The sequence below is a fragment of the Actinocrinis sp. genome, from assembly GCF_035938995.1.
Taxonomy (GTDB): domain Bacteria; phylum Actinomycetota; class Actinomycetes; order Streptomycetales; family Catenulisporaceae; genus DASZGI01.
Genome location: NZ_DASZGI010000009.1, coordinates 1 through 22,614, shown reverse-complemented (window position 1 = coordinate 22,614; position 22,614 = coordinate 1). Strand labels below are relative to the sequence as shown.

The window sequence follows — 22,614 nt, the reverse complement described above, 5'->3', positions numbered from 1 at the left end:
CCAGCCGCCCCAGAGCAGTAGGCCTGCTCGTTGTGGGTCGGGGCGCCGGGCCCGGCGGGTAGCCCACAGGCCGAGCCCGAGCAGGATCAGCGCGGTGGGTAGCAGCCACGAGATCTGCGAGCCGATGTCGGTGCCGAACATACGGGTCAGGCCGGTCGCGCCCCAGCGACTGGTGCCGGTGCCGCCGCCGACCGAGCCGGTCTCGCTGCCGGTGAGCCGGCCGAAGCCGTTGTAGCCGAAGGTCAGTGACAGGAAGCTGTTGTCCTGCGAGCCGCCGATGTACGGGCGGTCCGCCGCCGGGATCAGCTGCACGATCGCCACCCACCAGCCGCCCGCGACGACCATCGCCACCGTGGCCAGCAGGATCTGCTTAAGCCTTCGCCGTACCGGAGTCGGCGCGGCGATGAGGTAGACGAGCGCGAAGGCCGGGAGGACTAGGAAAGCCTGGAGGGTCTTGGTGAGGAACGCGAAGCCGATGCAGACGCCTGCGAGCACGAGCCACCCGGTCCGGGCCTTCTCGAGGGCCCGCACGACGCAGTACGCGCCGACGGTCATCAGCAGCGTGAGCAGGGCGTCCGGGTTGTCGTACCGGAACATCAGGGCGGCCACCGGGGTCAGCGCGAGCACCGCTCCGGCGATGAGGCCCGCCGCGTAGCCGGAGGTGCGCCGTACGGCGGCGTAGAGGAAGCCGACGGCGGCGACGCCCTCGAGTGCCTGGGGCAAGAGGATCGCGAAGGAGTTCACCCCGAAGATCCGGGCCGAAATGTCCATGATCCACAGGGCCGCCGGAGGCTTGTCGACGGTGATGAAGTTGGCGGCGTCCGAGGAGCCGAAGAAGAAGGCCTTCCAGCTCTCGGTCCCGGCTTGGACCGCGGCCGAGTAGAAGGCGTTCGCCCAGTCGGATTCGCTCAGGTTCCACAGGTAGAGCACGGCGGTGCCCGCAAGCAGCGCGATGACCGCTTTGCGCACCCAGGCCGGATCCTCCTGCCGTCCGCGCCAGAAGCGCCGCGCGCGGGAGGCCGGTCCGCCGGCCGGGGGCGCGGGCGCCGAGCGGTCCGACCACCCGCTGGGGCCAGCCGTCGTGTTGTCGTCGAGGATCGTCGTCATGGCTTCACGATCGGCGTCCGCGATGAAACCTTCATGAGTCGGCGATGGGAGCCGGGTACGAATCCGCCGTACGGATGAGCGAACGTCCGGGCCGCGCCGCAGTCGGCTTAATCACCCAAATGGCGCATACAGGGCGGGCAACTTGAGCGGTTTACCGGTTAAAGCACGACTAACGCGTCTTCGAAGCTTGGTTTCCGCAGCTCTTGTGCGCGCCTGAAGCCGCGCTGTCGTGCTCTTGACATGATCGAAGCACGCGACGACCCTTACGCGAAGGCTCCGGTCAAGGGTGATCGGAGCCTTCAGCGCACGCGTCCCCGCTGGCGACGGCGGGTGCGGCGAGATCCGGAGGGCTCGCCGCACCACTGCCTCCGCTTGCCCGTCGCGGCTCGGCGACAGAGGCGTGCGATTGGCCGAATCGTTACGCGGTTCATGCGGGAGTGACGCTGGACTGGGCACTCTAAGGGGGGTTGCATCTGAAATTGCCGTTCCACCGACGTGACAAGTTGCGCCGCGGCGCGGCGCTCCGTTATCGGCGAGGGGAAAGAAGAACGATGATGTTCACCACCTCTGGCAGACGGCACCGGGCGGCGGGGCTCGCGGCGGCGGCCGCCGGGTTCTCCCTCCTGGCCGCGGCTTGCAGTTCCAACTCGAGCGGTACGACCGCGAACGTGACACTGACCGGAAGCTGCGCCAAGTATCAGGCCTACGCCGGGCACCCGGGAACCTCGGTCTCGATGTTCGCCTCCATCATCAGCCCCGAGTCGGACTCCCTGCAGAAGTCCTGGGCCGACTTCGAGAAGTGCACCGGGATCACCATCAAGTACGAGGGCTCCAACGACTTCGAGTCGCAGCTCGGCGTCCGGGTGGCCGGCGGCACCGCCCCGGACATCGCGATCATCCCGCAGCCCGGCCTGCTGCAGCAGATGGTCAAGACGCACAAGGTGGTCAAGCCCCCGGCCCAGACGGTCGCCAACGAGAACAAGTGGAGCGCGGCCTGGAAGGAGTACGGGTCGGTCGACGGGACCTTCTACGCGGCGCCGATGAGCGCGAACATGAAGTCCCTGGTCTGGTACTCCCCCAAGGCCTTCGCCGCGGCCGGCTACCAGGTGCCCACCACCTGGGACGACCTGATGTCGCTGTCCGCGAAGATCGCCGCGGCCGGCAAGGGCAAGCCCTGGTGCGGCGGGCTCGGCTCCGGCACCGCGACCGGCTGGCCGGCCACCGACTGGGTCGAAGAGGTTCTGCTGCGCCAGGCCGGCGGCACCGCCTACGACGACTGGGTCAGCCACAAGCTGCCGTTCTCCTCGCCGACCGTGCAGAAGGCCATGCAGACGGTCGCCGGCTGGATGCAGAACCCGGCCTGGGTCAATGCCGGCTTCGGCGACGTGAAGTCCATCGCCACCACCACCTTCCAGGACGCCGGCAAGCCGATCCTGACCGGCCAGTGCTGGATGCTCCAGCAGGCCTCCTTCTACGAGGCGCAGTGGCCCACCGGTACGAAGGTCGGCCCGGATGGCGACGTGTTCGCGTTCTACCTGCCGCAGATCGACCCGTCGATCCCGACCCCGGTCGAGGGCGGCGGCGAGTTCGTGACTGCGTTCTCCTCGCGGCCTGAGGTGCAGGCGGTGCAGAACTACCTGTCCACCGCGGACTGGGCCGACTCGCGCATCCAGGTCGCGCCGGGCTGGGTCTCCGCCAACCAGGGCGTGGACCAGAGTCTTTACACCGACCCGATCGACAAGCTGTCGGCGCAGTACCTGACCAACCCGAACTCCACCTTCCGGTTCGACGCCTCTGACATGATGCCCGCGGCGGTCGGCTCCGGCGAGGAGTGGAAGGCGTTCACCGCCTGGTTCGCCGAAGGCTGGTCGATCCCGCAGGTGACCGCCGACGTCGACGGCGCGTGGCCGAGTTCGTGAGGATGAGCGACAGCGCACGCGGGGGCGCGGCTGAGGCCGCGCCCCCGCTTTCCCTGCCCCCTGTTTCCCGACGCCGGCTCGCCGCGCACCGCCGCGGCGGCCCGGCCCGGCTTCGCGAGGCGGCCCGGTGAACGCGGCCGTGGCGCACGCGCAGCCCGTGATCCTCGCCGGTGCGCTCGGCGACGCCGGGTCGAAGCTCGGCCAGACCCTCGAGGCCCTGGCCCTCTTCTTCGGCATCGCCCTGCTCGTGTTCTTCGCGGCCGGGCGGGCGACCGGTCGGCTGAACCGGCCGCTGGCCATCGTCGTGTTGCTCGGACCCGCGCTGGTCCTGCTCACGGTGGGGCTGGTCGTCCCGGCGATCCGGACGATCTACCTGAGCCTGCGCAGCGACGACTCGTCGAGCTTCGTCGGCGTCGCCAACTTCAAGTGGGCGTTCACGAACGGCAACCTCAACCAGGGTGTCAGGCAGGAACTGTTCAACACCCTGCTCTGGATCGTGATCGCCCCGATCGTCGCGACGGTCCTCGGCCTGCTGATCGCGGTGCTGGTGGACCGGATGAGACACCAGGCGATCTACAAGTCGCTGATCTTCATGCCGGTGGCGATCTCCTTCGTCGGCGCGTCGATCATCTGGAAGTTCGTCTACGACTACCGCGGACCCGGCCTGCCGCAGGACGGCCTGCTCAGCCAGACCGTCATCGCGCTGGGCTGGCACAATCCGCCGAACTGGATCCTGAGCCACCCGCTGAACGACTTCCTGCTCATGGTGATCATGGTGTGGGTGCAGACGGGCTTCGCCATGGTGGTGCTCTCCGCCGCGATCAAGGCGATCCCCGAAGACATCATCGACGCGGCGAAGGTGGACGGCGCCCGCGGCTGGGCGATGGCGTTCCGGATCACCCTGCCGATGATCCGCAACACCCTGATCGTGGTGCTCACCACGGTCATGATCATCACGCTGAAGCTGTTCGACATCATCCGCACCATGACCGGCGGCAACTTCGGCACCGACGTGCTGGCCAACGACATGTACTCGCAGTCCTTCGTGGAGTTCAACTACGGCCGGGGCAGCGCGCTCGCGGTGATCCTCTTCGTCGGGGTGCTGCCGCTGGTCGCCTACAACATCCACCAGCTGCGCCGGGAAAGGGAGACCAGGTGAGCACTCCTGCACAGGTGGCGGCGCCCTCAACCGTGCTGCGCGGGCCGGCGGCGACGAAGGCGGTGCGCCGGTCCTTCTCCTCCCCGATCGCGTCGCTGCTGGTCGTGCTGCTCACGCTGCTCTGGACGGTGCCGACCTTCGGGCTGCTGGTGACCTCGCTGCGGCCGGCCGGGGTGGTCTCGACGACCGGCTGGTGGACCGTGTTCGTGCACCCCTCGTTCACGTTCGCGAACTACCACGAGGTGCTGTTCTCGGGGGCCGGCCTCGGGGTCAGCGACGGGTTGCTGCCGTACTTCGTCAACTCCCTGGCGATCACCGTCCCGGCGACGCTGTTCCCGCTGGCGATCGCGTCGGCCGCGGCCTACGTTCTCGCCTGGGTGAAGTTCAAGGGCAGCGACGCGCTGTTCTTCTTCATCTTCGCCCTGCAGGTGGTGCCGCTGCAGTTGGCGCTGCTGCCGCTGCTCCAGCTCTCCTCGGGCGGCGCGCACATCGGCAGTGTGACAATCTTCCCGGACCTCAACCTCGGCAACACGTACGTGCCGCTGTGGACCGCGCACACCATGTTCGCGTTGCCGTTGGCGATCTTCCTGCTGCACAACTTCATCGCCCAGATCCCGCGCGACCTGATCGAGGCGGGGCTGGTGGACGGGGCCTCGCACTTCCGGGTGTTCCGCACCATCGTGCTCCCGCTGGCCGCGCCCGCGCTGGCCTCGTACGCCATCTTCCAGTTCCTGTGGGTGTGGAACGACCTGCTGGTCGCCCTCACCTTCGCGGGCGGCAGCGGCCGGGCCCCGATCACCGCCCGGCTGGCCCAGCTCACCGGGTCCTTCGGCGGCCGGTGGCAGCTGCTGACCGCGGGCGCGTTCATCGCGATCATCGTGCCGATGGCGGTGTTCTTCGCGCTTCAGCGCTACTTCGTGCGCGGTCTGCTGGCCGGGTCCGTCAAGGGGTAGCCGGCGGTGGGGCCGCCCGGCGCGGATCACGCGCTGGCGCGCACGACCAGCTCGGTGGGCAGGATGACCGGTTCCGGCTCCTGCCCGTCGAGCCGCGCGAGCAGCAGCCGCACCATCTCCCGGGAGATACGCGGCCACGGCTGGCGCACGGTGGTCAGCTGCGGCCGGGCGGCCAGCGCGGAGGGCGAGTCATCGAAGCCGACCACGGCCACGTCCCGCGGCACGGCGCGCCCGGCGCGGGACAACGCGGCCATGGCGCCGACCGCCATCAGGTCCGAGGCCACGAATACGGCGTCGAGGTCGGGCCTGCGCTCCAGCAGCTCGGCCATCGCGGCCTCGCCGGAGAACTGGGTGTAGTCGCCGTGTGCGACGAGGTCGGCGTCCTGAGGCAGCCGCGCACTCGCTAGGGCGTCGCGGTATCCAGTCAGCCGGTCGCGGCCGCCGGGGGTGTCCATCGGACCGGTCAAGGTGGCGATCCGGCGGCGCCCGATTCCGATCAGGTGCGCGGTGGCCTGCCGAGCGCCTTCGGCCTCGTTGATCGAAACATAGGCGAGTTCGTGTTCGTGCCCGAGCGGCGTGCCACACGCGACCGCCGGGACGCCGAGCTCACTCAGCTGGTCGACCACGGGGTTGCCCGCGTGCGTGGAGACCAGCAGCGCGCCGTCGATGTGCCCGGCCGCGATGAAGCGCAGAACACGTCCGCGGTCCTCCGCGCCGCCCGCGATCGACAGCAGCAGGGGCATGTCGTGCTCGGCGAGCGCCTGGGTGCAGCCGCGCAGCAGGATCGGGAAGTTCGGGTCCTCGAAGAACTTCTCCTGCGGCTCGGACAGGATGAACGCGATGGATTGGGAGCGCTGGGTGACCAGCGACCGCGCGTGGTGGTTGACCACGTACCCGGTGTGCTTTATCGCGTTGTTCACCGCCGCGAGCGCCGTCGGCGAGACATTGACGCCGCCGTTGAGCACCCGGGACACGGTGCCCCGCGAAACCCCCGCCTCTGCCGCTACATCCTCGATCGTGGGACGCACCCGCCGCTGCGGCCCGCCCCGGCCAGCGTTGCCGCTCACCACTCCGCCTTGTGTCACCGTTGACCTGTCTAACCGCGTTCTTGAGTGGTCAGAGTCTTTCACTCCGTGACGGCCGCCGACAGATCGGCCCGGAGGAACTGGCGGAACAAACGAAGCGTGCGTAATGCGGCTTATGCGACTCAGACGGCTTACGCGACGAGGAGGTGGCGGACGTGCTCGGCCGCCTCCGCCCGCGCCGCCTCGGACAGACCCGCGTCCGTCACCCAAGTGTCGACGGCCTCCAGCGGGGCGAAGGTGGCGAGCCCGGCCAGCCCCCACTTGCTGTGGTCGGCCACCGCCACCACCCGCCGGGCCGCGGCGATCAGCGCCCGGTTCGTCTCCGCCTCGGCCAGGTTCGGGGTGGACAGCCCGGCGCCGACCGACACGCCGTGGCAGCCGACGAACGCCACGTCGAAGTTGAGCGACCGGATCGCCTGGTCCGCGACCGGACCGACCAGCGCGTCCGACGGCGTGCGCATGCCGCCGGTGAGCACCACGGTGGCGCCGCCGCGGGTGCCGGGCGGGCGCACCCGCTGGGCGAACAGGTCGGCGATCCGCATCGAGTTGGTCACCACGGTCAGGTCCGGGACGTCGAGCAGGCGGCGGGCCAGCGCGTAAGTCGTGGTGCCCGCGGACAGCGCGACCGCTCCCCCGGCCTGCACCAGGCCGGCCGCGGCCTGGGCGATCGCCTCCTTGGCGGCGGTCTCGAGGGTGCGCTTGGCCTCGAAGCCCGGCTCGTGCGCGCTGGACTCGCCGAGCGCGACCGCGCCGCCGTGCACCTTCTCCAGCAGTCCGTCGCGGGCCAGCGCGTCCAGGTCCCGGCGCACGGTCATGTCGGAGACGCCGAACCGCACCACGAGATCCGTCACCCGCACCCCGCCGCGGGCCCGCACCTCGGCGGCGATGGCGGCGCGGCGCTGCTCGGCCAGCAGCCCGCGGCCGTCGTCCGTCTCGACCTGAGCCATCGATGCTCCTCGTCCAGGACGCGCACGGGGCGCGGCCGTCTACCCGGGTGCCACGTGCGGCCGGGGCTGTCTTCTTCGTCGGATCAGATCTTCATTTTCCTCGTCGGGTCAAATCTTCACAGGTCGATTCTCACCGGGTCGACCGTCCCGGGGCGATCGTCGCCGGATCGATTCCGGCCACCCACCCGCGCTTTACCTCTCGCAGCGTACGCGCGTCGCGGTGCCGGGACCGGCCCGGTTCGCCTCCGACACGGCGCGTTGGAATGCATGCTAGGCCTTGTGCGTTATCGTTGAACCGTGTTTGAATTTGAGCGATGGAGACGCTACCGGTGAAGAAGACGGTCACCCAGCTCGCGGACGGCCGTGAGCTGATCTACTACGACTCGGGCGACTCCGAGGCCCGCGGCGCGTATGCCGACGCCAGGCCCTTGGAGGCGGTGCGCACGACGAGCCAGATCCGCCTCGACCCGGTACTGGGCGAGTGGGTCGCGGTCGCGGCCCACCGCCAGAGCCGCACGTTCCACCCTCCGGCCGACAGCTGTCCGCTCTGCCCCTCCAAAGATGGCTGGCAGAGCGAGATCCCCGCGCCGGACTACGAGGTCGTCGCATTCGAGAACCGCTTCCCCTCTCTCAGCGGCGCACCGGACCCCCATGACAGGCTCGTCGGTTCGCTTCCACACCACATGCATTCGGGCGGCGGGCGCTGCGAGGTCGTGTGCTTCACCTCCGACCACAACGCTACCTTCGCCGACCTCGGCGAGGCGCGCGTCGGCCTGGTCCTCGAGGCGTGGACCGACCGCACCGCCGAGCTGTCCGCGATGCCCGGGATCCGCCAGGTCTACTGCTTCGAGAACCGCGGCATCGAGATCGGCGTGACCCTCCAGCATCCGCACGGCCAAATCTATGCGTTCCCTTACGTGCCGCCGAAGACGGCGCGCGCGCTTGAAACGGCGATCGTGCACCGCAGGCGCACCGGCCGCAACCTGTTCGAGGACATCGTCGCGGCCGAGCGAGCGGGCGGCCGGGTCGTGCTGGAAACGCCGGAGTGGACCGCTTTCGTGCCCTTCGCGGCGCGCTGGCCCTACGAGGTGCATCTGTACCCGAACCGCCGAGTAAGCGACTTCACGTCCCTCGACGACGCCCAACGCGCCACGTTCCCCGCGGTGTACCTGGATCTCCTACGCCGTTTTGATCGGCTGTTCATCGAAGCGGAAACTCGAACCCCCTACATTGCTGCCTGGCACCAGGCCCCCGGCGTAGCCGGCGGCGACGAGCTCGCGCTGCACCTGGAGCTGTTCACCGTGCGCCGCACGGCGGACAAGCTCAAGCACCTCGCGGGAACCGAATCGGGCATGGGTGCCTTCATGAACGACGTGCTGCCGGAACAGGCGGCGGAGCGACTTCGAGAGGCTGCGTCATCGTGACAGCGGAAGGCAGGGCCGTGGAGCCTAACCCGGGGGAACCGGGCGCACGGGTGCTGGTGACCGGGGGCGCCGGCTATATCGGCGCCGTGGTGACCGCGCACCTCCTGGAGGCCGGGTACCGGGTGACCGTGCTCGACGACCTTTCCACCGGACACCGCCGGGGGGTGCCCGCGGGCGCCGAATTCGTCGAGGGCCGGGTACACGAGACCGCCGCGAAGGTGCTGGACCCCTCCTACGCCGCGGTGCTCCACTTCGCCGCGTACTCCCAGGTCGGCGAGTCGGTCGCGCGGCCGGAGAAGTACTGGAACAACAACGTCGTCGGCTCGCACCTGCTGCTCGACGCGATGCGCGAGGCCGGGGTACGCCGCCTGGTGTTCTCCTCCACCGCCGCGGTGTACGGCGAGCCGGAGCGGGTGCCGATCCCGGAGACCGCGGCGGCCGCGCCGACCAGCCCGTACGGGGCGACCAAGCTCGCGGTAGACCACATGATCTCCGCCGAGAGCGCCGCGCACGGCCTGGCCGCGGTCTCGCTGCGCTACTTCAACGTCGCGGGGTCCTACCGGGGCTTGGGCGAGCGTCACGACCCGGAGTCGCATCTGATCCCGCTGGTGCTCAAGGCCGCGCTCGGCGATCGGCCGAACATCGCCGTGTACGGGGACGACTATCCGACCGAGGACGGCACGTGCGTGCGCGACTACATCCACGTCGCGGACCTGGCCGAGGCGCACCTTCTCGCCCTGCGGGCGGCGGCGCCGGGCGAACACTTGATCTGTAACCTGGGCAACGGCAACGGCTTCAGCGTGCGGCAGGTCATCGACGCGGCCCGCCGGGTGACCGGCCAGCAGATCCCGGAGGTCGCCGCGGCGCGGCGGCCGGGCGACCCGGCCTCGCTGGTGGCGGGTGCGGCGCGGGCGGCCGAGGCGCTCGGCTGGCAGCCGCGCCGGCCCGGGCTGGAGACGATGATCGAGGACGCGTGGCGGTTCGCGCAGGCGGCACGGGCCGAAGCGGCAGGCGCTGAGTAAACGAGCACTGAGTAAACGGGCACTGAGGAAAAGAGCAGCTGACGTGACGATAGAGCCGACCGCGCAGCAGGCGGCCGCCCTGTTCGAATCCGTGTACGGCGGCGCCCCGGCGGGCCTTTGGGCGGCTCCGGGGCGGGTGAACGTCATCGGCGAGCACACCGACTACAACGCCGGGTTCGTGCTGCCGATGGCCATCGACAAGTACACGGTGGCCGCTGCCGCGCCGCGCCGCGACGGCGTGCTGCGGATGGTGTCGACGGCGGGCGGGGGAAGCGCCGTCGAGATCGCGCTCGATCAGCTGACCCCAGGCAACCCGCGAGGCTGGACGCGCTACCCGGCGGGCGTGGCGTGGGCGCTGGGCGGGGCGGGTGTGCTGCCCCAGACCTTCGGCGGCGCGGACATCGCGTTCGCGTCAGAGGTCCCGGTGGGTTCGGGTCTGTCCTCTTCGGCGGCGTTGGAGTGCTCGACCGGCCTGGCGCTGGCCGGCGTGGCGGGGGCGAACATCAGCCCGGCGGAGCTCGCCCGGCTAGCGCAGTACGCGGAGAACGCGTACGCCGGCATCCCGTGCGGCCCGCTCGACCAACTCGCCTCGGCCTTCGGGGCGGACGGCGCGGTGCTGTTCATCGACACCCGCACCTTCAGCATCAACGTGTATCCGTTCGACCTGGCCGACGCCGGGCTGACCCTCCTGGTGATCAACACCCGGGTGAGCCACGACAACGCCGAGAGCGGTTACCAGGACCGGCGGACGACCTGCGAGAAGGCCGCCGAGGTGCTGGGGGTCGCGGCGCTTCGGGACCTGACCTCGGCGGATCTGCCGCAGGCGAGGGCCCAGCTGGACGAGAAGGCGTTCCGCCGGGTGCGGCACGTGGTGACCGAGGACGACCGGGTCGAGCGCTTTGTCAACCTGCTGAATCTCGGCCCGCTGACCGGTCCCCGGCTCAACGCGGCCGGAGAGCTGCTGACCGCGTCGCACGTCTCGCTGCGGGACGACTACGAGGTCTCCTGTGCGGAGCTGGACACAGTGGTGGACGCTGCGCTGCGCGGCGGGGCGCACGGCGCGCGGATGACCGGCGGCGGCTTCGGCGGCAGCGCGATCGCGCTGGTGTCGCAGGACCGGGTGGACAAGGTTTCGGAGGCCGTGCTCGCCGCGCTCCCCCAGGCCGAGATCTTCCAAGCGGTCGCCGCGCGGGGCGCGCACCGCTTCGCGTAGCCACACCAGCCCCTTGCATAGCGCGGCCAATTCGGACGTTAAGACGGGCGGTCGTCTTGGCCCGTTCGCGGTCGGATTATCGGAGGCGGGCGGCTTTCGGGCTGCCGAGGTTGGCGGCCCGGAACCGAACGCGCGTGCTCGGGGCGGCCTGGGTCGCGAGATGCAGCGCCTCACCGGGGATGACGCCGATCACCGGGTAGCCGCCGGTCGGCGGATGGTCGGCGAGGAACAGGATCGGCAGGCCGTCGGCCGGGACCTGAAGGGCGCCGAGGATCGCGCCTTCGCTGGGGATCGAGTCGGGGCCCTGCCGGGCGAGCGCTGGTCCGTCCAGGCGCAGCGCGATGCGGTTCGACTGGTCTTTGACGCGGTACTCCGCGCGGGTGAGCGTGTGCCACGTCTCGGCCCCGAAGTGCTCGGCCCGGGGGCCGGGCAGAACGGCCAGCTCGATCGGTGAATCGGCGGGCGCGGACACCGGAATCACGTCTGCGGCCGGAGGCACCTGCGGCGGCTGTGCGACGGCGAGAACGTCCCCGTCGCGCAGGGGCGCCGGACCGAGTCCGGACAGCAGGTCGGTCGAGCGGCTGCCCAGGATCTGTTCGGCCAAGAACCCGCCCGCGATCGCCACGTAGCTGCGCACCCCTCGGACCGCCGGTCCAATCTCCAGGAGTGCACCGGTCGGCACGTACACGGGGGCGGCCCAGGCGACCGAGGCCCCGTTGACGCGCACGGCAGCCACAGCCCCGCAGACGGCCACGACGACCGGTTCGCCGAGCGCACGCAGCGCGGTGCCGCCGAGCGTGGTCTCGAGCGTCGCGGCGGCGGGCGGGTTTCCGACGAGGCGGTTCGCCAGGCGGTGCGCGGGCTGATCGAGCGCTCCGCTGCGTCCCACGCCGAGGTGGGCGTAGCCCGGGCGGCCGAGATCCTGGACCGTGGTGAGCGGGCCGGCGCGGACGATCTCGACCGCGCGGGATCGCGCGCGAGGGGTCATCCGCGGCTCTGCGGGGTGAAGACGACGCGGGTGCCGGGGGTGAGCAGCGCGGGATCGCTGCGGCTGAGGTCCCACAGCCGCGCGCCGGTGGTACCGATCAGGTGCCAGCCGCCCGGGGACAAGCGCGGATAGACCCCCGTGTACGGCCCGGCGACGGCGACCGACCCAGCCGGAACGGCGGTGCGCGGGGTGGGGCGGCGCGGCAGGTGGTACTGCGGGGGCAGGCCGGTCAGGTAGGCGAATCCGGGGGCGAACCCGCAGAACGCCACCCGGTATTCGAGCCCTGAGTGCAGCGCGGCGGCCTCGTCGGGCGTCATCCGCCAGGCGCGCGCGACCTCCGCCAGGTCGGGGCCGTCGTAGCGCACGTCGAGCCGGACGAGGCTGCCCGCGGCGGCGGCCGGGTCGGGCAGGTCCCATCCGGCGATCTCACCGGCCAGGGGCGCCGGGTCGTCGAGCCCGTCGATGAGCACCGTCCGCTCGGCCGGGACCAGGTCGTCGAACGCGGGCAGCAAGCCCTGCTCACGCCGCCTAAGCAGCTCGGCGCGCAGGGCCGCCACCTCGTCCGGGTCCGCGCACTCCACCAGCAGCGCGTGCGCACCGTAACGCAGAATCCTCATACGCGCCGGATTCTCACACGAAGGGGGCGATGATGACGTCGAACTCACGCAGCGCCGTACGCACGCGGGTAACCAGGTCCACGGCACCGGGCGTGTCGCCGTGCAGGCACAGCGATCGCGCGTCGATCGACACCCGCTCCCCCGACACCGCGGTCACAGCGCGCTCGGTGGCGATCGCCACCGCCCGCGCGACCACGGCGCCGACGTCGTCGACGACCGCGTTGACCTCGGTGCGCGGGACGAGCGTGCCATCGGCCCGGTAGGCCCGGTCGGCGAAAGCCTCGGCCACGAAGTCCAGCCGCGCCGCGGCCGCGGCCCGCCGCACCGCCGACCCCGGCAGCCCGAGCACCGGCAGGTTGCCGCCGGCCAGCAGGATCCCGTCGACCACCGCGTCGGCCTGGGCCTCGTCCCAGACGATCCGGTTGTAAAGCGCGCCGTGCGGTTTGACGTACGCCACCTCGGCCCCGGCCGCCTGCGCGAATACCCGCAGCGCGCCGATCTGGTAGGCCACCTCGTCGGCCAGCTCGCGCGGCGGCACGTCCATCGAGCGGCGGCCGAAGCCGGCCAGGTCCCGATACGCCACCTGGGCGCCGATGCGCACCCCGCGGGCCGCCGCCACCGCGCACACCCGACGCATCGTCGAAGGGTCCCCGGCGTGGAAGCCACAGGCCACGTTCGCGCTCGTGACCACCGCGAGCAGGCCCTCGTCGTCGGTGAGCCGCCAGCGGCCGAACCCCTCGCCGAGATCGGCGTTGAGGTCGATCGACACCGGTGCGCGTGTCATGCGGCAAAGATAGCCGGTGGAGGCGCCGCGGCGGCCGACCCGCGGCGGCGCGGTCAGCCGTGCCGGGAGAGGTTCAGCGGTTCGGGTGGCAGATCGCCCGCGAGCAGCCGCGCGGCCAGCCCGGCGAGCCCGGGCGGGTGCACGCGCTGGGTGGTGCGCTCCAGTTCGGGCACACTCCACCAGCGGTACTCCGCGATCGTGGAGCGCTCCAGGTCCTCCCAGCCGGAGTCGTCGAGCTCGAGTGCGCCGACCCGGTGGAAGTAGTAGCAGTTGACGTACCACTGCGCCTGGCCGCCAAACCGGGCCGGGCCCTGATCCCAGGCGACCGGCGCGCCGAGGTCGGCCGCCGAGACCCGCAGCCCGGTCTCCTCGAACAGCTCTCGGACCGCGGCCTCGACCACCGGCTCCCCGGGGTCCACGCCGCCGCCGGGGGTCCCCCACCAGCGGCCGCCGGGGATGTCGGAGTCGTCGTCGTCGTAGCAGAACAGCAGGATCGCGCCGCCGCGATCGGCCAACACGATCCTGGCGGTCCGCCGCACCGGCCGCCCGTCCACCTCGTCCGCGGTCACCGGCATGTGATCAGCTGTCACACCCGAAGCATATGTTCTGGTGTCGGTCTCAGGGTTCACCGGGGCCTGGCGATCGCGGCGCAACGCGCTGGCCCGGCGCTACCGGATACCGAGTCCCGACCGGGCGAAATATCGGGCCGGGCTGGCGCGTTTCCCGATCTCGTCGGCCGTTCCATCAGCGTCCTGATGTCCGCGTGGGGTGGACATCATGTGGTGTAGGCGTGCGGGGTGGTGGTGTAGGTGTGTCCGGTGGGGGCGGTCCAGGTGAGGCGCCCCTCGGTGTCGTGGTGGGTGGTCCATTGTTTGTGGGTTTTGAGTTGGTGGTGGTGGCGGCACAGGGGGTGCAGGTTGTCGGGGGTGGTGGGTCCGCCGTTGTTGAATGGGGTGGTGTGGTCCAGGTCGCAGCGGGTGGCGGGCATGGCGCAGTGGGGGAACGCGCAGGTGTGGTCGCGCAGGCGTACGAAGCGGGCGACCGCTGTGGTGGGGGTGTAGGTGTTCGGGGAGGCGTGGATGAGGGTGCCGTCGCCGGCGGCGAGCAGCCAGCGCCATTGGGAGCCGGGGGCGAACGCCAGCTGGCGGGCGTGGGCGGGGGTGAGGGGTCCGTGGCCGGAAAGCTCGGCGGGTTCGTGGCCGCCGCGAAGGAGGGTGTCGGCGGACACGACGACGTGTACCAGCGCGGGGATTGAGGGTTGTGATGTCCGTGTGGCGCGGACACCGGCGGCGGCCAGGACCAGATTCGCGAGGGTGTCGGCGCGGCGCTGGTCCAGGGTCCGGGTATCACCGTCCAGTCGTTGGCTGGCGAGGCGGGTGAGGGTGGCCGTCATCGCGGCGATGGTGTCGGCGGGTGCGTACAGTTCCAGGGTGGCCATGCCGTCGGGCTCGGGGCGCACCTGGACGCAGCGGCGGGTGCGCTCTCGCTGATGCCGTGCGGCGGTGGCGTCGGGGTCGATGCGGCACACCGCCCGCGATACTGCGCGCCGCGTGGAGGCGACGGTTTGCCCCGGCATCAGGGGCAGCACCCTCGCCTGGACCTCGCGGGCAGTCTGGTCGTCGAGGGTGGCGGTCCCCTCAGCCAGGACGCGGGCCTGCTCGAAGTACGCCTCACCGCGTCCGACGGCGTCGACGGTTTCGGGGAACAGGCGGGTCAGCACCCCAGCCTCGGCAAGCCGGGATTGCGCCACACTCGGGGCCCAGCGCAACGCGACGGCGACCTCCACCTCGGTACAGTCCACCGGCTCGCCGCCGCGGGCGGTGTCCAACGCGCCCAGGGCCCGGACCATGAGCGCCTGGGCGCGCGCGAGGTGCCGGGCGCAGGCGACCACCGCGTCAATCCGTCCCGTCGCCGAGAGCGCCGCGAAGTCGACCTCGTCCAGCGGTCCGCCGTGGGGCGGCGCGGTCGCGAGGCGGGCCGCCAATGCGTCAATATCGCTAGTGTTCATCTCGCAAACCCCGATCCCGTGAAAGGCTGTTCGCCCAGGCCAGTGGCCTGATCCCGTATCTCGATTCTATTGCATATAGTGGATATAAGTGTAGGGTTTCGCATAAGTCGTACAAGCAGGAGGCGAGCGCGGCGGGGCAGAGAGCGAGAGCGCAGCGGTGACGCTGAGACGCTGAGACGGGAGGGCGGCGGGTTGGGGGGTTGGTGGTTAGGGTGTAGCGCGCGACCGGCGGCCGCGTGTGTAACGAGAGCACTGACATACCCCTGTCGTCGCTGCCTCGGTACCACCCGGGAACCGGCGGCCCCGTACGCGACGATGCGCCCTGCCCGAGCGTGGGAACGCAGCGATGCACGGCCCCGGAGCGGAGGGCCGTCAAGGCCCGACGCGAGGAGTCGGGCGGCGCGTTTCCGCCGCGTAGCGGCCCATGGGGCCGCGGAGCGGCGGGCTGGGTGGGCGGGTCACAGTACCGGCGAACGCCGGGCCAGCCGCAGGCGGCAGCGAAGCGTTAGCGCGGAGGCCGAGCGCCAGCGAGGACGGAGTGCGGGGCGGCAAGGGCAGGGGAGGGCGGCGGGTTGTTGCTGGTTCGTGGTCGCCGGTCGCCGGTTCGTGGTCGCTGGTCGCCGGTTCGTGGTCGCTGGTTCGTGGTTGCTGGTTGAGGGCTAGGGTTGGTGGTTGAGTGGGGCGCGCAACCGGCGGCCGCGTGCGTGACGAGAGTACTGACATACCGTGTTTTCGCCTCTTCGTCCCCTTATCCGCTATCGCCACTTTCCACCGTTCGCGCGACGCGGCAGGATGGAGCCATCGCAAAACACTGGGAAAGGCGGCAACCCACCATGCCCGATCCCGCCGACGCTCCGCTGGCGCCGACCCTCGAGCAGCCGGACCCCGAACCCGACTTCATGGAAGACCCCTCCATCGATCCGCACCCGCACTACGCCCGGCTGCGCGTCCACTGCCCGGTACCGCAGCTCATAGACGGCCATGGTTTGACGCGCTTCGTGGTCACCCGCTACGAGGACGCGAAGGCCGCGTTAAACGACCCACGGCTGTCGAGAAACGCCCGGTACGCCGAGCGCATGCTGGTCGCGGCCGGCATGGGCGCCCTGCTGGACGACGACGTGGCGGCGGCCAATCACAACATGCTTTCGGCCGACCCGCCCGACCACACCCGGCTGCGCCGGCTGGTCGCCGCCGAGTTCACCCCGCGCCGCTGCGAAGCCCTGCGCCCGCGCGTGCAGGAGATCGCCGATGAGCTGATCTCAGCGTTCGAGGGCACGGGCGAGACCGAGTTCATGCACGACTTCGCCAACCCGCTGCCCGCGCTCGTGATCGCGGAACTCCTCGGCGTGCCGCGCGAGGACAAGGACCGCTTCCGCACCCTCTCGAACGACTACATGCGCCCTTGGGGCGACCCACGGCAGGTGGAGGCGACCGCGGCGCTGGCCGCGTACCTGGCGCAGCAGATCCAGGCCAAACGGGAACGGCCGGGCGACGACCTGCTCAGCGATCTGGTGTCGAGCCGGGCCGAGGACCGGCTCACCGAGGACGAGCTGCGCGGTACGGCGCTGCTGTTGCTCGTCGCCGGGCACGAGACCACCGCCAACCTCGTCGGGAACGGACTGCTGGCGCTGCTCCAGCGGCCGGACCAGCACGGCTTGCTGCGCGAGCGGCCCGAACTGATCCCCGAGGCGGTGGAGGAATTCCTCAGATATGACAGCCCCGTCGAGCGGGCCCCCGATCGATATGCGACCCAGGACACGGAGATCGACGGCACGTTCATCCCGGCGGGCAGCATCGTCCAGGTGGCGATCTCCTCGGCGAACCGGGACGCCGCCGCGTTCAACGGCGCGGACACGTTGGACGTGACCCGGGCGCCGCGCGGCCACGTCGCGTTCGGATACGGGATCCACTTCTGTCTCGGCGCCCCACTGGCACGGGTGGAGGCGCAAGTCGCCTTCGCGACGCTGCTGAAGCGGCTGCCGGAGCTAGAGCTGGCCGTTCCGGTCGAGACGCTGACGCACCGGCAGACCTCGATCATCCGGGCGCTCGAAACCCTGCCGCTGAGGTTCACCCCGCGCCGCTGACGGCCGCGGTGTGACCGTTCTCCGGGTGTGACGGTTCTCCGGGCGTGACGGTTCTACAGTGTGACAGTCCTACGACGTTGACCGGGGCCTGATGCCGGCCGCGCATCGGCCCGGGTCAACTTCGCGGGCGCGGGTTTCGAATGCACCGGAATCGGAAGCGCGGCAATGCCAGACTGGGAGGCATGGCTCTTCCGACCACCACCCTGGTGACGTTCCCGGGCGGCGCGACCGAGGGCGGTTCGACCGTCGTCGCGGCGCTGCCGCTGCCCGATGCGGTCGTCGGCATCGTCACCGACACCACGCCCTTCCATCCGCTCGACCACAGCTGGCCGGACCAGCCGGGCGACACCGGCGTAGTGGAGTTCGGCGCGGTGGAATTCGGCGTCGACGCGGGCGAGCGGGGCGGCTGGCGGTATCCGGTGGTCGATTGCCTGACCGGCGGGATCGGTCCCGACCGCGCGCTAGCCCTGGGCGCCGACATTCCCGTTCGGCGCGGGGATCCATCGTGGGAATGGCTGGCGGTACATGTGGTCGAGGCGGTCGCGGATCCGGAATCGCTGGTCGGGCGGCCGGTCGTGCTGCGGGTGGACCGGGAGCGCCGAGCCGCGCTGTGCGCCGCGCACACCGGCTGCCATCTGCTCGCGCTCGCGCTGAACGCCGCGCTGGCGAACCGTTGGCGCAGGGAAGTGCGCACGGACGCGTTCGGCTCGCCCGACTTCGACGCGCTCGCGATGGAGAACTCCCGGATGGACGTGCACGCGAGCACCGACCGGTACCGGATCGGAAAGTCGCTGCGGAAGAAGGGATTCGACCCGGACGGCCTGCGCGAGGCGCTGCCCGAGGTGGCCGCGCAGGTGAACGCCCGCTTGGCGGAGTGGGTCGCGGCGGACGCGCCGGTACGGATCGACGCCGCGGGGCCGGAGCTGACAGCCCGCCGGCGCTGGGTGTGCGAGCTGCCCGAGGGCACCGCGTCGATCGACTGCGGCGGGACGCATGTGGCGAGCTTGGGCGCGCTCGCGTCGCTGACCACCTCACTGTCGCTGTCGGACGACGACACGGAGCTCGTGGCCGTGACGGTGCCGAAGCGCAATTGACCCGGACCTGCGCGTGACCCGGACCTGCGCGCAACCCACGCCGCATCAGACAGCGTTCACGCCGCCCAGTCAACCGTCAGCGTCAGGCCACTGCCTTAGCGATCGCCCGTCCGGCTTGGCGCCCGGAGAACAGGCACCCGCCGAGGAACGTACCCTCGAGCGAGCGGTAGCCGTGCATCCCGCCGCCGCCGAACCCTGATACTTCACCCGCCGCGTAGAGGCCGGGCACCGGCTCGCCGTCCACCCGCAGCACCCGCCCGGACAGGTCGGTCTCCAGGCCGCCGAGCGACTTGCGCGTCAGGATGTTGAGCTTGACGGCGATCAGCGGGCCGGCCTTCGGGTCGAGGATCCGGTGCGGGGTGGCGACCCGGGTCAGCCGGTCCCCGCGGTACGCGCGGGCCCCGCGCAACGCGATGATCTGCAGGTCCTTGGTGTACTTGTTGCCGATCTCCCGGTCCCGCGCTATCACCTGCCGGACCACCTCGGCCGGGTCGAGCAGCGGGGTCTCGGTCAGCCGGTTCATCCCGGCGATCAGCTCGGGCAGCGTGTCGGCCACCACGAAGTCGGCCCCGTTGCGCTTGAACGCCTCCACCGGGCCGGGCGCGCCGGGCCGGATCCGGCCGAGCACCTGGCGCACGCTCCGGTTGGTCAGGTCCGGGTTCTGCTCGGAGCCGGACAGGGCGAATTCGCGCTCGATGATCTTCTGGGTGAGGACGAACCAGGTGTGGTCGCGGCCGGTGCCCATGATGTGCTCGAGCGTGCCGAGGGTGTCGAAGCCGGGGAACAGCGGCACCGGCAGGCGGCGGCCGACCGCGTCGAACCAGAGCGGCGACGGGCCCGGCAGGATCCTGATGCCGTGCATCGGCCAGATCGGGTTCCAGTTGGTGATGCCCTCGGTGTAGTGCCACATCCGGTCGCCGTTGATCAGATTGGCCCCGGCCTCCTGCGCGATCCCCAGCATCCGGCCGTCCACGTGCGCGGGCACGCCGGACAGCATGTGGCGCGGCGGCTCGCCGAGGCGTTTGGGCCAGCTCGCGCGGACCAGGTCGTGGTTGCCGCCGATCCCGCCCGAGGTGACGACGACCGCCTGGGCGCGGAATTCGAACTCTCCGACGGCGGTGCGCGAACTGGACGCGCCGCGCGGGACGTCGCTGGGTTCGAGGACGGCGCCGCGGACCCCCTCGACGGCGCCGTCGGTCGTGATCAGCTCGTCGACCCGGTGGCGGAACGCGAACGTCACCCGGCCGTCGGCCACCGCGGCGCGCACCCGCTGCTCGAACGGCGCGACGACGCCGGGACCGGTGCCCCAGGTAATGTGGAAGCGCGGCACCGAGTTGCCGTGGCCGTCGGCGAGGTAGCCGCCGCGCTCGGCCCACCCGACGATCGGGAACAGGCCGATGCCGAGCGAGCGCAGCCAGTCGCGCTTCTCCATCGCGGCGAAGTCGACGTACGCCTCGGCCCAGCGGCGCGGCCAGACGTCCTCCTCGCGGTCGAAGCCGGCGCTGCCGAGCCAGTCCTGCCAGGCCAGGTCACGGGAGTCGCGCACGCCCATCCGCCGCTGCTCGGGCGAGTCGATCAGGAAGAGTCCGCCGAAGGACCAGAACGCCTGACCGCCGAGCGAGGTCTCCGGTTCCTGGTCGAGCAGGAGCACCCGGCGGCCGGCCTCGGCCAGCTCCGCGGTCGCGACCAGGCCGGCCAGGCCGGCTCCGACGACGATGACGTCCGCGTCCACAGTCCGCACCTCTCCGCTCCGCACCGCTCCGCACCGCACCGGTGTGCCCACCTTAATTCGGCTACCGGGGCAGCTCAACGGCGGGGCAGCTCAACGGCGGGGCGGCCGTCGGCGACGTGGGCGAAGACGCGGCGCAGCGCGGCTCGAGAATCTTGGGAGACCTTCACACTCTTCGAGATTGGCGGGGCGGCGGCGAAAGATCGCGTGGCAGGGAGCGCTTTTCTCCCCGCCACACGATCTACAGCAGCCCCAAAGCCCCGGCCAATCTCGAAAAGGCAACATCCGCTGCTAGATTTCCGGGCGTGATCGAAACGCTCCTCCCGGGTGCGGCGGCCGTGGTCGAAGCGTTCGGCGACCCCGCCGAGGCCGCGCTGTATCCGCAGGAGCACGAGCAGGTGAAGCTGGCCGTGGACCGGCGGGTGCGCGAGTTCGCCACCGTGCGGCACTGTGCGCGGCGCGCCTTGGCCCAGCTCGGAGTCCCGCCCGCGCCGATCTTGTCCGACGAGCACGGCGCGCCGCGGTGGCCGGAGGGCATCGTCGGGAGCATGACGCACACCCACGGTTATCGTGCGGCGGCGGTCGCGCAGGCCACCGACCTCGCAACGCTTGGAATGGACGCCGAGCCGCACGAGCCGCTGCCCGCCGAGATACTCGCCATGGTGGGCCTGCCGGACGAGCTGCGCCACCTCGAGGACCTGGCGGTGGGAACGCCGGCGGTCTACTGGGACCGCCTGCTGTTCAGCGCGAAGGAGGCGGTGTACAAGGCCTGGTACCCGCTGACCGGAGCGTGGCTGGACTTCGAGGAGGCCTCGATCAGGTTCACGCCCGGCACGTTCTTCGCGCGGCTGCTCGTGCCCGGGCCGGTCCTCGCCGGAACGCGGCTGACCGGGTTCGCGGGGCGGTGGAAGGTCGAGGAAGGGTTCGTCTTCGCCGCGGTCTCCGTCCCAGCAGTCGAGGCCGCGGCGTAGCCAGCCCCCTAGAGCCGCTTGTTGACCGCGGGCACCACCGGCAGCGTCCAGACCCACGTCGGGCACGGCTCCAAGTACTCGTGATTGTCGGAGTGGTACACAAGGCACCCGACGAACCAGACGCCGCCCTCGACCACATTCCGCGCCGTGCTGGCCTGACCGGCAGGAGACACGATCACCGAGACCAGGGCGTAGTTCTGTTCGTTGCCCGGCTTCCCGGGCGCCGGGGTCAGGAAGTCCTTGTAGGCACGCAGCTTCGTGTCGCCCGGCGCGGGATTGGTCTGGCGGTGGAAGTACCCGTTGACGTCGCGGGGATGCGGGAGGGTGGCCAACCAGGTGTCAGTGGGCTGGAAGCTGTAGATCGCCCGCGCGTGCAACAACATCCACGACACGACCTTGGTCACCGACTGGCTCGTCTCGGCACCGGCGAGCCCTTCGCCCGGGTGGCCGGCGTCCCCGGCGAAGCCGCGGCACAGCGGCAGGGCGCCGTCATAAGCGGTCTGATACGTGGCGACCACCGTGTCGCCCGCGCACACCCCGGACGTCTTGGAGGCCATGGCGGCGGACCCGGCCATCGGGGCGGCGGTCGATGAGCCGGCGGGCACGGCCGAGGTCGCGCAGGAAGCGGCGAGAAGCGCGCTGGCCGCGGCGAGGGCGACCGCCAGCACGGTCCTGGGGCGACGACGTGGAGGGCGTGGCGTGCGCACGATTTGAGCGGTCACGTCCTCGACACGTTATGGCGCCCGGACCGGTTCACCGAAGATCCACGCACCGAAATCCAGAGGCACGCGACACGCGACCCCGGTAATCTTCGATAGAGCGCTCTCCAAGTGCTCACGGGAAGGGTTCTCACCGATGGATGCGGCAAGCAACGGGGACGGCGGCACCCCGGTGATCCGGCTGTACCGGGAGTCGGACCGGGACGCCATGTTCGACATCTGCATGCGCACCGGGTGGTTCGGCGGGGACGCCCGCGGCTTCTACCAGGACCAGGAGCTGCTGCCGGACATCTTCGCCGCGCCCTTCACCGCCCTCGAGCCCCACCTCGCCTTTGTTCTCGACAACGGCGAACGCGCGGTCGGCTACGTGGTCGGGACCTCCGACACCGTGCGTTTCGCCAAGGAGTTCCGTGAGCGATGGCTTCCCCTGGTCGCCGAACGCCACCCCCGGCCGACGGACGAGCCGACCAGTCACGACGAGGTCATGGCGAACCTCCTGCACAACCCCGAGGGCATGATCAACCCGGATCTCGCCGACTACCCCGCCCACCTGCACATCGACATCCTCCCCGAGTACCAGGGCAGAGGTTATGGACGGGGACTCATGCGAGCTCAGCTCACCGCGCTGCACGAGGCGGGCGCGCCCCGCGTGTTCCTCGGGATGCTCACGGCCAACACCGCGGCACGCGCGTTCTACGACCGCCTTGGTTTCCACGTCATCCCGGTCGCGAACGCGGGACCGTTGACCCACCTGGGGCGCTCGACCAGCGAGCCGCTCTGAATCGGAGAGG

20 protein-coding genes are annotated in these 22,614 nt (G+C 71.0%); 10 read left to right on the top strand and 10 right to left on the bottom strand.

Annotated features, from left to right (window positions below; translation table 11 throughout):
• Nucleotides 1–1,107 (bottom strand): glycosyltransferase family 39 protein (locus tag VGZ32_RS00590; protein ID WP_326883744.1); only part of this gene is annotated, 1,107 nt, incomplete at its 3' end.
• A 554-nt stretch (nt 1,108–1,661) separates the two neighbouring features.
• Between VGZ32_RS00590 and VGZ32_RS00585 the strand changes: the two genes are divergently transcribed.
• The 3 genes from VGZ32_RS00585 (at nt 1,662) to VGZ32_RS00575 (ending at nt 5,138) form a co-directional block, all read left to right on the top strand.
• Nucleotides 1,662–3,026, top strand: a complete 1,365-nt coding sequence (locus tag VGZ32_RS00585) for a carbohydrate ABC transporter substrate-binding protein (protein WP_326883743.1) — start codon at nt 1,662–1,664, stop codon at nt 3,024–3,026.
• Nucleotides 3,027–3,153: 127 nt separating this feature from the next.
• Nucleotides 3,154–4,185, top strand: coding sequence for a sugar ABC transporter permease (locus tag VGZ32_RS00580; RefSeq protein WP_326883742.1), 1,032 nt, complete (start codon nt 3,154–3,156; stop codon nt 4,183–4,185).
• The gene (locus VGZ32_RS00575) at nt 4,182–5,138 is read left to right on the top strand and encodes a carbohydrate ABC transporter permease (RefSeq protein WP_326883741.1); all 957 of its coding nucleotides are present in this window, start codon (nt 4,182–4,184) and stop codon (nt 5,136–5,138) included. The genes VGZ32_RS00580 and VGZ32_RS00575 overlap by 4 nt, the downstream gene beginning before the upstream one ends.
• 26 nt (nt 5,139–5,164) lie before the next feature.
• Here VGZ32_RS00575 and VGZ32_RS00570 read toward each other — a convergent pair whose 3' ends face one another.
• On the bottom strand, nt 5,165–6,208 hold the full coding sequence (locus tag VGZ32_RS00570; protein WP_414642435.1) for a LacI family DNA-binding transcriptional regulator: 1,044 nt from the start codon (nt 6,206–6,208) through the stop codon (nt 5,165–5,167).
• Nucleotides 6,209–6,354: 146 nt separating this feature from the next.
• On the bottom strand, nt 6,355–7,170 hold the full coding sequence (locus tag VGZ32_RS00565; RefSeq protein WP_326883739.1) for a DeoR/GlpR family DNA-binding transcription regulator: 816 nt from the start codon (nt 7,168–7,170) through the stop codon (nt 6,355–6,357).
• Nucleotides 7,171–7,499: 329 nt separating this feature from the next.
• On the opposite strand from VGZ32_RS00565, the gene galT reads away from it, so the two are divergent.
• Genes galT through galK form a run of 3 tightly spaced genes read left to right on the top strand, consistent with a single transcriptional unit; the run spans nt 7,500 to nt 10,829 of the window.
• On the top strand, nt 7,500–8,594 hold the full coding sequence (gene galT, locus VGZ32_RS00560) for a galactose-1-phosphate uridylyltransferase (protein ID WP_349263433.1): 1,095 nt from the start codon (nt 7,500–7,502) through the stop codon (nt 8,592–8,594).
• Between the two features lie 17 nt (nt 8,595–8,611).
• On the top strand, nt 8,612–9,616 hold the full coding sequence (gene galE, locus VGZ32_RS00555; protein ID WP_326883737.1) for a UDP-glucose 4-epimerase GalE: 1,005 nt from the start codon (nt 8,612–8,614) through the stop codon (nt 9,614–9,616).
• Nucleotides 9,617–9,659: 43 nt separating this feature from the next.
• On the top strand, nt 9,660–10,829 hold the full coding sequence (galK, locus tag VGZ32_RS00550) for a galactokinase (RefSeq protein WP_326883736.1): 1,170 nt from the start codon (nt 9,660–9,662) through the stop codon (nt 10,827–10,829).
• A 76-nt stretch (nt 10,830–10,905) separates the two neighbouring features.
• Here the strand turns inward: galK and VGZ32_RS00545 are convergent, their stop codons facing one another.
• The 5 genes from VGZ32_RS00545 to VGZ32_RS00525 form a co-directional block, all read right to left on the bottom strand.
• Nucleotides 10,906–11,817 (bottom strand): biotin-dependent carboxyltransferase family protein, encoded by a 912-nt coding sequence (locus VGZ32_RS00545; protein WP_326883735.1) that lies wholly within the window; start codon nt 11,815–11,817, stop codon nt 10,906–10,908.
• A complete protein-coding gene (locus tag VGZ32_RS00540; RefSeq protein ID WP_326883734.1) occupies nt 11,814–12,434 on the bottom strand; it encodes an allophanate hydrolase subunit 1 in 621 nt (206 codons plus the stop codon). Before VGZ32_RS00540 ends, VGZ32_RS00545 begins: the two co-directional genes overlap by 4 nt.
• A 13-nt stretch (nt 12,435–12,447) precedes the next feature.
• Complete coding sequence (locus tag VGZ32_RS00535) at nt 12,448–13,218, bottom strand: 5-oxoprolinase subunit PxpA (protein ID WP_326883733.1); 771 nt, start codon at nt 13,216–13,218, stop codon at nt 12,448–12,450.
• 53 nt (nt 13,219–13,271) lie between these two features.
• Nucleotides 13,272–13,808, bottom strand: a complete 537-nt coding sequence (locus VGZ32_RS00530) for an NUDIX hydrolase (RefSeq protein WP_326883732.1) — start codon at nt 13,806–13,808, stop codon at nt 13,272–13,274.
• 185 nt (nt 13,809–13,993) lie between these two features.
• Nucleotides 13,994–15,226 (bottom strand): HNH endonuclease signature motif containing protein, encoded by a 1,233-nt coding sequence (locus VGZ32_RS00525; RefSeq protein ID WP_326883731.1) that lies wholly within the window; start codon nt 15,224–15,226, stop codon nt 13,994–13,996.
• A gap of 833 nt (nt 15,227–16,059) precedes the next feature.
• Here VGZ32_RS00525 and VGZ32_RS00520 point away from each other — a divergent pair.
• Both VGZ32_RS00520 and VGZ32_RS00515 read left to right on the top strand, forming a co-directional pair.
• Nucleotides 16,060–17,310 carry a cytochrome P450 gene (locus VGZ32_RS00520; RefSeq protein WP_326883730.1) on the top strand — a complete coding sequence of 417 codons (1,251 nt, stop codon included), beginning with the start codon at nt 16,060–16,062 and terminating at the stop codon, nt 17,308–17,310.
• Between the two features lie 182 nt (nt 17,311–17,492).
• Nucleotides 17,493–18,404: a metal-dependent hydrolase gene (locus tag VGZ32_RS00515; RefSeq protein ID WP_326883729.1), complete on the top strand. Its 912-nt coding sequence runs from the start codon at nt 17,493–17,495 to the stop codon at nt 18,402–18,404.
• An 82-nt stretch (nt 18,405–18,486) separates the two neighbouring features.
• Here VGZ32_RS00515 and VGZ32_RS00510 read toward each other — a convergent pair whose 3' ends face one another.
• Nucleotides 18,487–20,136: an FAD-binding dehydrogenase gene (locus VGZ32_RS00510; protein WP_349263432.1), complete on the bottom strand. Its 1,650-nt coding sequence runs from the start codon at nt 20,134–20,136 to the stop codon at nt 18,487–18,489.
• A gap of 302 nt (nt 20,137–20,438) precedes the next feature.
• On the opposite strand from VGZ32_RS00510, the gene VGZ32_RS00505 reads away from it, so the two are divergent.
• Nucleotides 20,439–21,104 carry a 4'-phosphopantetheinyl transferase family protein gene (locus VGZ32_RS00505; protein WP_326883727.1) on the top strand — a complete coding sequence of 222 codons (666 nt, stop codon included), beginning with the start codon at nt 20,439–20,441 and terminating at the stop codon, nt 21,102–21,104.
• An 8-nt stretch (nt 21,105–21,112) separates the two neighbouring features.
• Here VGZ32_RS00505 and VGZ32_RS00500 read toward each other — a convergent pair whose 3' ends face one another.
• Nucleotides 21,113–21,826: a hypothetical protein gene (locus tag VGZ32_RS00500; protein ID WP_326883726.1), complete on the bottom strand. Its 714-nt coding sequence runs from the start codon at nt 21,824–21,826 to the stop codon at nt 21,113–21,115.
• A 133-nt stretch (nt 21,827–21,959) separates the two neighbouring features.
• On the opposite strand from VGZ32_RS00500, the gene VGZ32_RS00495 reads away from it, so the two are divergent.
• Complete coding sequence (locus VGZ32_RS00495) at nt 21,960–22,604, top strand: GNAT family N-acetyltransferase (protein ID WP_326883725.1); 645 nt, start codon at nt 21,960–21,962, stop codon at nt 22,602–22,604.
• Nucleotides 22,605–22,614 lie beyond the last annotated feature (10 nt).